Here is a 14,286-nt window from a genome sequence, read left to right as displayed (position 1 = left end):
CCACGCGACAGGGGGGTAGGGCATGGCGCTCGCGCGCGAGGAATCCTCGCCCCTGTTCGCCGGCACAGCTGCCGGCACGCTCAGGCTCATCGTCTATCTCGCACTGGCCTTGGTGCTGATGGTGCTCGACCATCGCAATGGCTGGATCTGGCGTTTGCGCTACACCACCTCGGTGCTGGTCGAGCCGGGCTACCGGCTGGCCAGCCTCCCGGCCTCGGGCATGCGTGCCGCCAGCGTGGCGTTCTCCGATCGCAAGATGCTCACCGAGCAGAACCAGCGACTGCGCGAGGATCTGCTGCTGGCCAACGCCAAGCTCAACCGCATGGCCGCCGTGGCCGAGCAAAATCAGCGCCTCAAGGGGCTACTTGATACCCAGCACAGCCTGGAGCTAAACGTGCAGCTAGCGCGCGTGATTGACGTGGATTTGGGTGCGTATCGTCATCGCATGCTGATCAACGTGGGTGCGCGCGATGGCGTAAAGAAGGGCCAGGTGGTGATCGATGCGCACGGCGTCATCGGGCAGGTTGTGGAGGTGCTGCCACGCACTTCACTGGTGATGCTGGTGACCGACCCTGATCACGCCATCCCGGTGGTGATCGAGCGCACCGGCCTGCGTACCGTGGCCTACGGCTCGCGCGATGGCGGGCAGCTGAGCTTGCCCAATATCTCGATGGCAGCGGACGTTCATGCGGGTGACAAGCTGCTGACTTCGGGCCTGGGCGGACGTTTCCCGCCGGGCTTCCCAGTGGGTGAGATCCGTAGCGTGGAGCAGTCGGCGTCGGGCTTGTTCCTGGAAGGTCGCGCACGCCCCACGGCGGATCTCGATCGCAGCGAGGACGTGCTGCTGCTGCATGATCTGGCCGAACCCGTGGGGCCACCGGAACCGGTGACGCCAGCAGGGCCGCCGACGGATCTTGCACCTGCACCTTCCGCCAGCTCGCCGCCACCGCGGGCCGCGGTGGTCCCTGCTACTGCCTCGAGCGCGGCGCAGCCATGAACAAGCAACGTATCGGCCTGATCTGGTTCGTGGGTTCGCTGGTGTTCGCGCTGCTGTCCATGCTGGTGCCGCTGCCGGCGCCACTGCAGCCGTTCCGGCCCTACTGGCCGGCGCTGTTCCTGCTGTACTGGGCGTTGGAATCGGGCGATCAGCGAGTCAACCTGGGGCTGGCGTTCTGTATTGGCCTTGGGGCGGACCTGCTGGACGGCGTGTTGCTAGGCGAACAGGCCATGCGTCTGTGCGCGCTGGTGTTCATAGCGCTGCGTTTCCGCTCGCGGCTCCGGTTCTTTCCGATGTGGCAGCAGACGCTGGCCGTGCTTGCCCTGTTGCTCAACGACCGCTTCCTACTGTTGATGGTGCGCGCCTTTGCGGGCGAGTCGTTGCCGCCAGCCAACTGGTGGATCTCGCCGTTCGTCGGCGCCGCGTTGTGGCCGTTCCTGTTCCTGCTCATGGACGACCTGCGCATGCGCTTGCGCCTTCAGTAGCGCCATGGCACCGCGTCGGCGCTCGATGAAGGATTCCCGCGGCGAAAGCGCACTGTTCCGCGCGCGCGCGCTAGTGGGTTTCGTGCTGATCCTGCTGGGTCTGAGCACCCTGGTCGGGCGATATGTGTACCTGCAGGTGCAGCGCCACGACGAGTTCGCCCTGCGTTCGGAGAACAATCGCGTGAAGCCGCGTGCGATTCCGCCGGCGCGTGGCCTGATCTTCGATCGCAATGGCGTGCTGGTGGCCGACAACGTGCCCGCATTCCGGTTGGAAGTGGTGCCTGAGCAAGTGCCCGACATGAAGGAGCTGCTGTCGCAAATTCGCGACGTCGTGCCGCTGGGCGACGACGACATCGACACCTTCAGGAAGCAGCTCAAGCAGAATCGCCGGTTCGACAGCGTACCGCTGAAGCTGCACCTCACTGAGGACGAGATCGCCCGTTTCGCCATCAACCGCTGGCGTTTCCCCGGCGTGGACGTAGTGCCTTATCTCACCCGCCGTTATCCGTATGGCCCATTGTTCGCACACGTCGTGGGCTACGTGGGCCGCATCGATGTGGACGACCTCAACCGACTCGATCCGGACCGCTACAAGGGCACCAGCCACGTGGGCCGCAGCGGGCTGGAACGTTCCTACGAGGACACGCTGCATGGCGAGCCGGGCTACGAGCTGGTCGAGGTGAATGCAGATGGGCGCACGCAGCGCGTGCTGGAAACGCATCCGCCCACGCCTGGCAAGAATCTGTACCTGAGCATTGACGTGCGCGTGCAGAAGGCCGCCACAGATGCGTTCGACGGCAGGCCGGGCGCGGCGGTGGCGATCGATCCGCGCAATGGCCAGGTGCTGGCGATGGTGAGCGTGCCGAGCTTTGATCCCAACCTGTTCGTCAACGGCATCAGCCGTACCGACTACACCACCTACATGGCGGCGGAAGATAAGCCGCTGCTCAATCGTGCGTTGAAGAGCGCCTATCCGCCGGGTTCGACGGTGAAGCCGTTCCTGGCGCTGGGTGGCCTGGAATACGGTATTCGGCGGCCGGAAGACACCGTGCTGTCGACAGGTGAGTTCTGCATCCCGGGCCAGCAGCGTTGCTATCGCGACGACACGCGCGGAGGCGATGGCACGGTGAACATGGTGCGCGCGATCGAGAAGTCCACTAACACCTACTTCTACCGGCTCGCGCTGGACATGGGCATCGATAGGCTCAGCAGCTGGATGGGCAGCCTAGGTTTCGGCCACAAGACCGGCGTCGACCTGCTGGGCGAGGCAGAAGGCATCCTGCCATCGCGCGAGTGGAAAGCCACGCGCAGCAAATTTGGCTGGTTCCCCGGCGAAACCATCATCGCGGGCATCGGCCAGGGCTACTGGAATGTGACACCGCTGCAGCTGGCGCACGCCACGGCAACTCTCGCCGGCCACGGTATGCCGTATGCGCCGCGACTGGTGATGGCGACGGCCAACGTGAAAGAGCGACCGGTCCCGCTGGCCAACCCGCCGAGCGGGGCCTCACTCATCCGCAAGCCCAATGATTGGAGCGTAGTGAACCAGGGCATGGAGGCCGTGGTTTATGGCGCCGGGGGCACCGCCAGGGCGGCAGGTGTGTTCAACGGATTCCCGTACGTGGTGGCGGGCAAGAGTGGTACTGCCGAGCGCTTCTCGCGTCGCAGCAACGAGTACGACACCAACAAGAACACGGCCTATCTCGCCACGCGCCATCGAGCCTGGTTCATTGCCTACACGCCAACGGACGCGCCGCGCATCGCGGTAGCGGCCTTGCTGGAGGCCGGCGCGTGGGGCGCATCGGATGCGGGCCCCATCGTGCGCAAGATGATGGATGCATGGCTGGCGGCACAGGGCGGTGCGGTGCCCGCAAAGAACACGTCGGAAACAGGCGTGGTGGCAGCGCCCGACGCGCCGGAATCACCGGAAGACACGCCTGTGGCCACGCCCGCTGACATGCCGGCCGGCGTGCCGTCCGATAGCTCAAGCACCGCGGCGCCCGAAGACGGAGGCAACCCATGATCGATGCCCTCCAGGCACGTCTGATGCGTTTCGTGCGCCGCGTGATGACGCGGCCGCGTATCGACCTGCCACTAGCCTTTGGCTTGTTCCTGCTCGCAATCGTGGGTTTGATGACGCTGTACAGCGCTAGCGGCGGCAGCATGGCCATGATCACGAGTCAGGCCGCTCGCTTCGTGATGGGCGGCATCCTGCTGTTGTTGATCTCGCGCATCCCGCCGTCTGTCCTGCGTGGATGGACGCCGTGGCTCTATGCGGGCAGCGTCGCGTTGCTGGTGGTGGTGGCCGCTTTGGGCGAAGTGCGTAGCGGCTCCAAGCGTTGGCTGGATCTGGGCGTGCTGTCCTTCCAGCCGTCCGAATTGCTCAAGCTCACCATGCCGATGATGGTGGCCTGGTACCTGCATCCGCGCCAGCTGCCACCCAGCTGGAAGGACATTGTCTCGGTGGGCATCCTGATCGCGATTCCTGCCGGCCTGATTGCCGAGCAGCCGGACCTGGGCACGGCTTTGCTGGTGACCGCCGCCGGTGCGTTCGCTCTGTTCCTGTCTGGCATGGCGTGGTGGAAGATCGGCAGTCTGCTGGCGGCCGTGGGCGGCATGATCCCGGTGGCGTGGCACTTCCTGCATGAGTACCAGCGCAATCGCGTGCGTACCTTGCTCGATCCGGAATCGGACCCGCTGGGTAACGGCTGGCACATCATCCAGTCGCAGATCGCGGTGGGTTCCGGAGGCACGTTCGGCAGGGGCTGGCAGCACGGTACGCAGTCGCGCCTGGATTTCCTGCCGGAGCACACCACCGACTTCATCTTCGCGGTGTTTTCCGAAGAGTTTGGCCTGGTCGGTGTGATCGGCCTCATGCTGTTGTATGCCTTCATCATCGGCCGCTGCCTATGGATCGCCATGGAGGCGCGCGACACCTACTCGCGCCTGCTCGCCGGCGCGATCGGCATGAGCTTCTTCGTGTATGTGTTCGTCAATGGCGGCATGGTGGCCGGCATGCTTCCGGTGGTGGGCGTGCCGATGCCGCTGGTGAGCTACGGCGGCACTTCCGCAGTGTCGCTGCTCACCGGCTTCGGTGTGCTGATGTCGATCTACGCCAACCGCAAGGTGCACGACTGATACGACGGCAAAAAATCGCCCGATCTGCCTGGTTTGCTACTGCTTGCGTGCTAGGCTTTGCGTGAAGCCGTTCACGACAGCGAAGTCCTTCATGCCCTTGATTCCCGCGTCGCTCCCGACTCATCGCCTCGTTGCCACGCTGGGCCTGCTCATCGCCGTGGCATGCACACCGGCCTTCGCGGAAACCCATCCCGGACAAGAGCAACTGGTCAGCGAAGTCGCCAAGGATACCGGCAAGGATCCGCAGGCGCTCAACGCCATGCTGGATGGTGCGACGAAGCAGCAAAGCATTCTCGATGCGATCAGCCGTCCGGCCGAGGCCAAGCCCTGGAAGGACTACCGTCCGATCTTCATTACCCCTCAGCGCATCAACGACGGCATTGCGTTCTATCGCGAGCATCGTGCGTTGCTGGAAAGCACCGGTCGGCAATACGGCGTGGCGCCCGAGTACATCGTGGCGATCATCGGCGTGGAAACTTCGTATGGCCGCAACACCGGCAAGTACAAGGTGCTCGATGCGCTGGTGACGCTGGGCCTGTACTACCCGCCGCGCGCCAGTTTCTTCCGCAGCGAGCTGAAGACGCTGCTCGAACTGCCGGATAGCCACCTCGCCGGTGTCGTGGACACGCTCACCGGCTCCTACGCCGGTGCGCAGGGCTGGGGACAGTTCATGCCGTCCAGCATTCGCGACTTCGCGGTAGACGCCGATGGTGACGGTCGCATCGACCTGAAGAACTCGCTGCCCGACATCTTCGCCAGCGTGGCCAACTATTTTGCGAAACACGGCTGGCAGACCGGCGGCCCGGTGGCCGCGCGCGCGCAGGCTGATGCAGCCGCCAAGCCCATCACGGTGAAGGATTCCTCGCCGCAGTGGCCACTCGAGCAGCTCGAGGCGTGGGGTTATGCGCCGGTGCAGTCGCTCAACCCGGGCCAGCCCACCAGCCTGCAGTCGCTGGAAGGCGCCAACGGCATGGAGCACTGGTTCACCTTCCAGAATTTCTATGTGATCACCAAGTACAACCGCAGCCCGCTGTATGCACTGGCCGTGCATCAGCTGGCCCAGTCGATTGCCGAGGGGGCGGGCGTGACGGAAGCCATGCGATGAAATGGCGGCTCGCGCTGCCGCTTCTGTTGGTTGCACTGCTGGCCGGTTGCAGTGGCGGCAAGACCCGCCCTTCATCGGAGCACGCCGGATCGGCACCGCGAGGCTCTTCTTCGTCAGGAGGCGGCGCATCACGCGGCGGTATCTACGACGACACCAGCCGTCCGCAAAGCAGCCGCTATCGCGATAGCGCCGATAGCGTGCCGGACATGCTTTCACCTGAAGCCATCAACAAGATTCCCGAGCCGGTGCCCAAGGTGGAACCGCGGGCGCTATACGGCAACAAATCGCCGTATACCGTGCTGGGGCAGAGCTATAACGTTCTGTCCAGTCCCAGCGGTTATGTGGAGCGCGGCATCGCCTCGTTCTATGGCAATAAGTTCCACGGGTACAAGACGTCGAGTCTCGAGGACTACGACATGTACCAGTTCACTGCCGCGCACAAGACGCTGCCGCTGCCCAGCTACGCGCGCGTGACGAATCTCGAGAACGGCAAGAGCGTGATCGTGCGCATCAACGATCGCGGTCCGTTCCATGAGAACCGCGTGATCGACCTGTCCTATGCCGCCGCCGTGAAGATCGGCGTGTGGCCCAAGGGCACCGGCCTGGTGGAAGTGCGTGCCATCGACCCGTCGCAGCCGCTCACGGCGCAAGCCCTGCCGCCGCCACCGCCGCCGCCCAAACCGGCCAGTCCGGGGCCAGGCATTTTCCTGCAGGTGGGTGCATTCTCCGACGCGGGCAATGCGGAGCGAGTGGCCCAACAGTTGCGTGCCGCCAATTTTGCGCCGGTACAGGTGGTGGATGCACAAATCAACGGTCGTGCCATCCGTCGCGTGCGGGTCGGGCCGATTGCCAGCGTCGACCAGGCCGACGATGTCACCTCGCGGATAGAAAACATGGGGCTGCCACGGCCACAGGTCGCGGTAGACTGACGCATTGGATTTCATGCTGCGTCTCAGACGCCGCCATACAGCACTGGATTGAACCGAAAGATGAACCTGATTCGCCGCACCCTTCCGTCGCTCGCCGTCGCCGCCCTGGTTATCGGCACCGCCTTCGCCCAGCAGACTCCGCCGAAGCCCTCACCGGTGCCGCGCCCGGTCACGCCGGAGGCGCCGGTGCCGCCGCCGCCGGATGTAGACGGCAAGAGCTGGGTGCTGATGGATTACGCCACGGGCCAGGTGCTGGCATCGAAGGATCCGGACGTGCGCGTGGAGCCGGCCTCGATCACCAAGGTGATGACGGACTACGTGGTCTCGGCCGAGGTCGCCAACGGCAAGATCCACATGGCCGACCCGGTCACCATCAGCGAGAACGCCTGGCGCAGCGGCGGCGCAGGCACGGACGGTTCCACCAGCTTCCTCAAGCTCAACAGCCAGGTGCCGCTGAAAGATCTGCTGTTCGGCATGATCATCCAGTCCGGCAACGACGCTGCCATTGCACTGGCCGAGCACACCGCAGGCTCCGAGAGCGCGTTCGCCAACCTGATGAATGCCTATGCCAAACAACTGGGCATGACCAACACCAACTTCCAGAACGCCTCGGGTTACCCGATTGCCAACCACTACTCCACGGCGCGCGACATCGCGATTCTTTCGCGTGCGCTGATTCATGATTTCCCCGAGGACTATGCGATCTCGGCGGTCAAGGATTTCGAGTGGAACGGCATCAAGCAGCACAACCGCAACCTGCTGTTGTGGCGCGACCAGACGGTCGATGGCATCAAGACTGGCCATACCGCCGCCGCTGGCTACTGCCTGGCCGCCTCGGCGAAGCAGGGCGACGCCCGCATGATTGCCATCGTGATGGGCGCCAGCAACGAGAAGGCTCGCGCCGACGCCGCACTGGCGCTGATGAACTATGGCTTCCGTTTCTACGAGACGCACAAGCTGTACGACTCGAGCAAGCCGCTGGCCACGCCGCGCCTGTGGAAGGGTCAGTCCAACGCGCTGGCGCTGGGCGTGACCGACAACGTGCTGGTGACCGTCAAGCGCGGCGACTACGACAAGCTCAAGGCCACCATGGATATCCCGGCCACGCTGATCGCTCCGTTCACCAAGGGCCAGCAGGTGGGCACGCTGCGCATCACGCTGGACGGCCAGCCGGTGCAGAACGTGCCGCTGGTCGCGCTGGCCGATGCACCGCAGGGTGGCTTCTTCGCCCGCCTATGGGACAGCATCATGTTGTGGTTCCACAGCGACAAGAAGGTCGACGAGAAGTGATGGAGGTGGCGTGATGCGCGATATCGATTCCGTCGAAGCTCAGCAAGAAGGCCAGGGCTTCCAGTTCCCGGGCGAGTTCGAGATCACCGCGATGGGCAATGCCAGCGTGGACCTGAAGCTGCGCGTACCGCAGATTCTGGAAGGCGTTGGTCTTCACGTGCTCCATGAGACGGTGAAGCACCGCCACTCGCGCGAGGGCAACTTCCTCTCGGTGACCGTCAGCTTCCGTTGTGAGAGCCGCGAGCAATACGACCTGGCGCATTCGACGCTGCGGGCCGATCCGGATATCCGCTACACGCTGTAAGAGCCGGCATCGGGATGGGTAGTGGAGGCGCACCCAGGCGTCTTCGCAGCCCGCAACCGGGGAGGGCAGGGCAGCAAGCCGGGTTCCATTCCTCTGCTACCAAAGTCTCCCCCTCTTGGCTTCCCGCCATCCGGCCGCACCTTCCTCGAATACCCGGCTTCCTCAGGTTTCCCCATGTCCCTGCCGCTCAAAGTCCGTCGTCTCGGTCGCCAGCCCTACGCGGCGACCTGGGAGGCGATGAGCAACTTCACCAACAACCGGGACAGCGACACGCCCGATGAGTTGTGGTTGCTCGAGCATGACCCCGTGTTCACGCAGGGCCAGGCCGGCAAGGCCGAGCATGTGCTGGCACCCGGGGATATCCCGGTGGTGCAGGTGGATCGCGGCGGCCAGGTGACCTATCACGGCCCAGGCCAGATCGTGGGTTACCCGCTGATCGACCTGCGCCGTGCTGGTGTCAGCGTGCGCGAGCTGGTCAACAAGATCGAGCAGTCCATCATCGATACGCTGGCGCATTGGAATATCGGTGCCGCGCGGCTGGATGGCGCACCGGGCGTCTACGTGGCCGGGGCCAAGGTAGCTGCGCTGGGCCTGCGCGTGCGACGCGGATGCAGTTTTCACGGCCTGGCCTTCAACGTGAACATGGACCTGGAGCCCTATCACCGCATCAACCCTTGCGGTTACAAGGGTTTGGCGGTCACGCAGGTGCTAGACTTGGGCGGTCCGTCGCGCCTGTCGGACGTCGAGGACGCTCTGGTGGAGGAGTTCTGCCGCCAGTTCGGGTTCGATGCTGAGCCGGCCACCCCCATACTCCCTGAACTACCCGCTCGCGTAGCGGTCTGAGCTTGCCTACATGAGCGAAATGTCTTCTTCCAAAGTCATCCCGATCAGCGTTGTCGGCGGCGCGCCCGTCGAAAAGCAGCTCGGTAACGACAAGATCGCACTGAACCGTGCGGGCTTCGAGACGGCGGTACCCACGCTGCGCAAGCCCAGCTGGATCCGTGTGCGCCTGCCGCAAGGCAATGCCGTGGCGCAGCTCAAGGCGCGCCTGCGTGAAAACGCGTTGGTGACCGTGTGCGAGGAAGCCTCGTGCCCGAACATCCACGAGTGCTTCAGCAAGGGCACCGCCACGTTCATGATCCTCGGCGAGGTGTGCACTCGCCGCTGCTCGTTCTGCGATGTGGCGCATGGCCGCCCGGCCGCGCCCGATCCGCTGGAACCAGCGCGCCTGGCCGAGACCATCCACGACATGCGCCTGAAATACGTGGTGATCACTTCGGTGGATCGCGACGACCTGCGCGATGGCGGCGCCGAGCATTTCGCCGCGTGCATCCGCGCGACGCGCCATGCCAGCCCAAACATCAAGATCGAGATTCTCACGCCCGATTTCCGCGGCAAGGGCCGCATGGAACGTGCGCTGGAAGTGCTCAAGGACTTCCCGCCGGACGTGTTCAACCACAATCTGGAAACCGTGCCGCACCTGTATCGCGAAGTGCGTCCGGGCGCGGACTACCAGTGGTCGCTGGACCTGCTCAAGCGTTTCAAGGCGCAGCATCCGGAGGTGCCGACCAAGTCCGGCATCATGCTGGGTCTGGGCGAGACGATGGAGCAGGTGCTCGAAACCATGCGCGATTTACGTGCGCATGACGTGGAAATGATCACCATCGGCCAGTACTTGCAGCCCACGCCGCACCACCACCCGGTCATGCGCTACTGGACCCCTGAAGAATTCGAAGCGCTGCGCGAAGCCGGCGAAGCGATGGGTTTCCATCACGTCGCCTCCGGCCCGCTGGTGCGTTCGTCCTACCACGCCGACCTGCAGGCTCACGCCGCGGGCGTCACCGAGCACGCCTGAAGAGAATCTATGAAACTGCGCCCTTCGCTTGCCCTGCTGCTAGCCCTTGCCGTCGCCGGTGTCGGCGTCCATGCGCAGTCTGCCGCTGATCTGACCGATAGCAGCGCGCCGCGCAAGTTCTCCACGTTGCCGCTGAAGCCGTCCACCACACAGGCGCAGGCCGCGCAGCTGTCCGCGCGTTTCCTCACCCGATTCCACTACGAGGCGCAGCCGCTCGACGATGCGATGTCGCAGAAGATCTACAAGGCTTACCTTGAAAGCCTTGACGGCGAGAAGGTGTTCTTCACCCAGGCCGATCTGGCGAAGTTCGCACCGCTGAAGACGCAGATGGATGACGCCATCTGGAACCAGGACCTTGCCGGTCCGTTCTCGATGTTCAACCTGTACGTGGCGCGCGCCGTCGACCGCATGAATTACGCGCGCGGGCTGCTCAAGCAGGGTTTCGATTTCTCGACCAGCGAAAGCTACAACTACGATCGCAAGAAGGCCGACTGGCCGAAAGATCAGGCTGAGCTCGACACGCTGTGGCGCGAGCGCACCATGAACGACTGGCTGCGCCTGAAGCTTGCCGGCAAGACGGACGACGATATCCGCAAGACGCTGGACAAGCGCTACGCCGGCTACATTGATCGCGTGAAGCAGCTGGACGGGGAAGACGCGTTCCAGTCGTTCATGAATGCCTATGCCGAATCCACCGATCCGCACACCGATTACCTCGGTCCGCGCGCCGCGGAGAACTTCGACATCTCCATGAAGCTGTCGCTGGAAGGCATTGGTGCGGTGCTGCAGGCACGTGACGAATACACCGCCATCCGCGAGATCGTGCCGGCCGGCCCGGCTGCGAAGTCCGGCAAGGTGCACGTCGGTGATCGCATTGTGGCGATCGGCGAAGGCGACAACGGCGCGATGGTCGACGTGATCGGCTGGCGCCTGGACGACGTGGTCAAGCACATTCGCGGCAAGAAGAACACGACAGTGCGGCTGGAAATCCTGCCGTCAGACGCCGGTGTGGACGGCAAGCACGAGCTGATCACCCTGGTGCGCCAGAAGGTGAGCATTGAAGAGCAGGCCGCCAAGAAAAAGATCATCGAGATCAAGGACGCCAGCGTCACTCGCAAGATCGGCGTGATCGACCTGCCCAGCTTCTACTCCGACTTCGGCGCGCGTCGCGAAGGCGACAAGGACTTCAAGAGCGCTACCCGCGACGTGGCCAAACTGCTTGGCGAGCTGAAGGCTGCCGGTGTCGAAGGCGTGGTGATGGATCTGCGCAACAACGGCGGTGGTTCGCTGGCTGAAGCCAATGAGCTCACCGGCCTGTTCATCGACCAGGGTCCGGTGGTGCAGGTGCGCGATGCACGCGGTGAAGTGCAGGTGCAGGGCGACGACGAGCCGGGCATGTCCTGGAGCGGTCCGCTGGCTGTGCTGGTGAACCGTGGTTCGGCGTCGGCGTCGGAGATTTTCGCCGCCGCGATCCAGGACTATGGCCGTGGTCTGATCATCGGCCAGCCGACCTTCGGCAAAGGCACGGTGCAAAACCTGGTCGACCTCGACCGCTTCACCCGCAGCACCAGTGAGAAGCCGCAGTTCGGCGAGCTGAAGATGACCATCCAGGAATTCTTCCGCATCAACGGCGGCTCCACCCAGCTCAAGGGCGTGACGCCGGATATCCAGTACCCGAAGAATGGCGACGAGAAAGACTTCGGCGAATCCACCTACGACAACGCACTGCCGTGGACGCAGATTCCGCCGGCCGACTACAAGCCGGTGGCGGATCTGAAGGCCTACCTGGGCCAGCTGCAGGGCAAGCACGATGCGCGCACGGTCACGTCGCCAGCGTGGAAGCTGATGCTCGATGAGCTGGCGCAGTACCGAAAGATGCGCGACAAGACCAGCATCTCGCTCAACTTCGCCCAGCGTCAGACCGAGCGCAAGGAACAGGACGCCCTCCAGGCCGAGTTCCGTGCGCGTCACAAAGCCATCGACGGCGACACGATCAATGACGATGACGCGGCGCTCGACGATGGCCTCAATGCCAACGAGCGCAGCCTCAAGAGCGAGTTGAAGCAGGAGAAGGATGCCAAGAAGGCGCCCGATCCGCAGCTGGATGAAACCGCGCACATCCTGTTTGACGCGGTGGGCCTCATCAAGGGTGATTCCAAGCTGGCGGCGGAAGTGCTGCCGTATGGCGGGCGTTTCTCCAGTGCTGCCACGGCAGCCGCTGTAGCGGAGAAGCCGCAGCCGTCGGCCGTGCATTGACGCTTCTCGTCCCTCTCCCCTTTTGGGAGAGGGTAGGGTGAAGGTGGCTTTTGCGATGAGAGTCGTTCGAAGCGGTTCTCGTTGGGATGCTCCCGCGAGCACCCGCCCCTCTCCTCAGTCCTCTCCCCAAAAGGGAGAGGAAGAAAAAAACCCGCCTTTCGGCGGGTTTTTTTGTGCGAATGCGCTGGCCTCAATCCTCGTCCCTGCTGCGCAACAAGTGTCGCAGCAGGAAGAATGCGCCCACCGTGCCGGCAATGATGGCGGTGGTCGCCACCGGGTGTCGTGACACCTGGCGACGCAGGCGGCGGTACTGGTAGTTCGCTTCGTCGGCGAAGTCTTCTGCGGCGTGGCCGAGTCGGCGCGCGTAGGCGTTGCGATGACGCCCGAAACGACGGCGTGCGTCGCGGCCGCGTTCGAGCAGTTCGTCGGCCCGGTCCGCAGCTTCGCCCGCGTAGTGGCGCACACGGTCGCTCACCCGTTCGCGGACACCGTTGACGCTGTTCTCAATGTCATAGGGTCGGCCCATGGCGTCCTCCTCGCAGTCAGGCTAGCCAAGTTGCCAGCGAGAGCGTGATTGATGCGTAAATACTGCGCTGATTCGTTCAGTGCAGCGACCAGCGTGTGGTGCAACGTCGACGCCCGCCGGCGGCCAGCATTTGGGCCAGCGTGAGACGGAATGGCGGCAGGGCCTGGCTGGCGCGCAGCAGGCTGGAACGCGCCAGGCGCGCGGGCGTGCGATCGTCCGTGTACAGCTTAACGATGGCCAGGGTGGCGAGATAAAGCGGGCGCGTGGCCAGGCGGTGAACACGCTGGTAGCGGCGCAAAACGCGGAACGAGCCCGGGTCCTGTCCGGTGCTGATCGCCTGCCGTATTTCACCGGAAAGCGTCTCCACACTCTGCAGGCCCAGATTGAAACCGTGTGCGGTCACCGGATGCATGCCGACGGCGGCATCTCCGATCAGCGCGAAACGCGGTGCAATGAAGTGGCGTGCATAGACGGCTACCAACGGGTAGGCGTGCCGGGTGCTGGTCAGTTGCATGTAACCGAAGCGTCCATCGAAGCGGTGGCGCATCTCTTCGTTGAACGAGTCGCTGTCCAGCGCCATCACGGCCTTCATGGCCTGCCCCGGCAAGGTCAACACAACGGAAGCTTCGCCGTTGCGTAGCGGCAGCAGGGCGAGGGTCTGGCCGTGATCGAACCATTCCAGTGCTTCGTCCCGATGGGGTGTTTCCAGCTTCATGCGGCACACCAGCATGGTCTTGCCGAAATCATGCATGTCGGCAGCGATGCCCGCATCGCGTCGCAACTGTGAGAAACGGCTGTCGGCAGCGACGATCAGGTGCGCCGTCACACTTGCGCCGCTGGAGAGTTGCAGTCGTGGTGAGCCATGGGCGAGGGAAATGGCGCTTACCGATGTGTCGCTCACCATTGTGATGCGCGGATCGTGCTCGATGCACGCATAGGCGGCACGGCGAATGCGGTCGTTGGGCACCAGGTAACCCAGCTCGTTGCCACCTGTGCCGGTGGGCGACACGTTCAGACCGTGCAGCGAACGGCCATTAAGCACACGCGCGCTACGCAATGGCGAAACGTCGACAGGGTCGATCCGATCCCATACGCCAAGTTCACGCAGGATGCGAACCGATCGCTGGGTCAGCGCGATCTCGCGTCCATCGAACGCCGGCTCGCGGAGCATGTCCATTGACTGCTGCTCAACGACGACGATGCTGAGCCCTGTATCGGCGAGCGATCTGGCGAAGCACAGCCCGGCCGGGCCCGCCCCGACAATGACGATATCGACATTCATTTCCTTGGCTCCAAGCTGCCCGTGGACCACGAACGCTCCGCGCATGCTAGCGGCCGGCATCAAGCTCACCTTGATACCCGTCAAACGCGTGCGGCTAAACTCTGGGCATGGTCCGAACA

General features: G+C 64.0%; 13 protein-coding genes. 11 read left to right on the top strand and 2 right to left on the bottom strand.

Going from position 1 to position 14,286, the window contains the following annotated elements; translation table 11 throughout:
* Window positions 1–22: 22 nt before the first annotated feature.
* The 11 genes from mreC (at window position 23) to AC3CBN_RS02250 (ending at window position 12,359) form a co-directional block, all read left to right on the top strand.
* Complete coding sequence (gene mreC, locus AC3CBN_RS02300) at window positions 23–997, top strand: rod shape-determining protein MreC (protein WP_488635218.1); 975 nt, start codon at window positions 23–25, stop codon at window positions 995–997.
* Window positions 994–1,482, top strand: a complete 489-nt coding sequence (mreD, locus tag AC3CBN_RS02295) for a rod shape-determining protein MreD (protein WP_488635217.1) — start codon at window positions 994–996, stop codon at window positions 1,480–1,482. The genes mreC and mreD overlap by 4 nt, the downstream gene beginning before the upstream one ends.
* Before the next feature lie 4 nt (window positions 1,483–1,486).
* Window positions 1,487–3,505, top strand: coding sequence for a penicillin-binding protein 2 (mrdA, locus tag AC3CBN_RS02290; RefSeq protein ID WP_488635216.1), 2,019 nt, complete (start codon window positions 1,487–1,489; stop codon window positions 3,503–3,505).
* Window positions 3,502–4,620, top strand: a complete 1,119-nt coding sequence (gene rodA / locus AC3CBN_RS02285) for a rod shape-determining protein RodA (RefSeq protein ID WP_488635215.1) — start codon at window positions 3,502–3,504, stop codon at window positions 4,618–4,620. Before mrdA ends, rodA begins: the two co-directional genes overlap by 4 nt.
* Before the next feature lie 91 nt (window positions 4,621–4,711).
* Window positions 4,712–5,725, top strand: coding sequence for a lytic murein transglycosylase B (gene mltB, locus AC3CBN_RS02280; RefSeq protein ID WP_488635214.1), 1,014 nt, complete (start codon window positions 4,712–4,714; stop codon window positions 5,723–5,725).
* Window positions 5,722–6,654, top strand: coding sequence for a septal ring lytic transglycosylase RlpA family protein (locus AC3CBN_RS02275; protein ID WP_488635213.1), 933 nt, complete (start codon window positions 5,722–5,724; stop codon window positions 6,652–6,654). The genes mltB and AC3CBN_RS02275 overlap by 4 nt, the downstream gene beginning before the upstream one ends.
* A 60-nt stretch (window positions 6,655–6,714) precedes the next feature.
* A complete protein-coding gene (locus AC3CBN_RS02270; protein ID WP_488635212.1) occupies window positions 6,715–7,944 on the top strand; it encodes a D-alanyl-D-alanine carboxypeptidase family protein in 1,230 nt (409 codons plus the stop codon).
* Window positions 7,945–7,957: 13 nt separating this feature from the next.
* Window positions 7,958–8,248 carry a YbeD family protein gene (locus AC3CBN_RS02265; protein ID WP_488635211.1) on the top strand — a complete coding sequence of 97 codons (291 nt, stop codon included), beginning with the start codon at window positions 7,958–7,960 and terminating at the stop codon, window positions 8,246–8,248.
* Between the two features lie 174 nt (window positions 8,249–8,422).
* Window positions 8,423–9,091: a lipoyl(octanoyl) transferase LipB gene (gene lipB, locus AC3CBN_RS02260; protein ID WP_488635210.1), complete on the top strand. Its 669-nt coding sequence runs from the start codon at window positions 8,423–8,425 to the stop codon at window positions 9,089–9,091.
* A 10-nt stretch (window positions 9,092–9,101) separates the two neighbouring features.
* The gene (lipA, locus tag AC3CBN_RS02255) at window positions 9,102–10,103 is read left to right on the top strand and encodes a lipoyl synthase (RefSeq protein ID WP_488635209.1); all 1,002 of its coding nucleotides are present in this window, start codon (window positions 9,102–9,104) and stop codon (window positions 10,101–10,103) included.
* A gap of 9 nt (window positions 10,104–10,112) precedes the next feature.
* Window positions 10,113–12,359: a carboxy terminal-processing peptidase gene (locus AC3CBN_RS02250; protein WP_488635208.1), complete on the top strand. Its 2,247-nt coding sequence runs from the start codon at window positions 10,113–10,115 to the stop codon at window positions 12,357–12,359.
* 190 nt (window positions 12,360–12,549) lie between these two features.
* On the opposite strand, the gene AC3CBN_RS02245 is transcribed toward AC3CBN_RS02250, so the two are convergent.
* Window positions 12,550–12,885: a hypothetical protein gene (locus AC3CBN_RS02245; RefSeq protein WP_488635207.1), complete on the bottom strand. Its 336-nt coding sequence runs from the start codon at window positions 12,883–12,885 to the stop codon at window positions 12,550–12,552.
* Between the two features lie 76 nt (window positions 12,886–12,961).
* Window positions 12,962–14,227, bottom strand: coding sequence for a 5-demethoxyubiquinol-8 5-hydroxylase UbiM (gene ubiM, locus AC3CBN_RS02240; RefSeq protein WP_488635206.1), 1,266 nt, complete (start codon window positions 14,225–14,227; stop codon window positions 12,962–12,964).
* Window positions 14,228–14,286: the final 59 nt, after the last annotated feature.

Source organism: Dyella sp. OK584 (assembly GCF_057787755.1).
The sequence above is the reverse complement of the archived record's forward strand: the minus strand, read 5'-3'. Positions and strand labels throughout refer to the sequence as shown.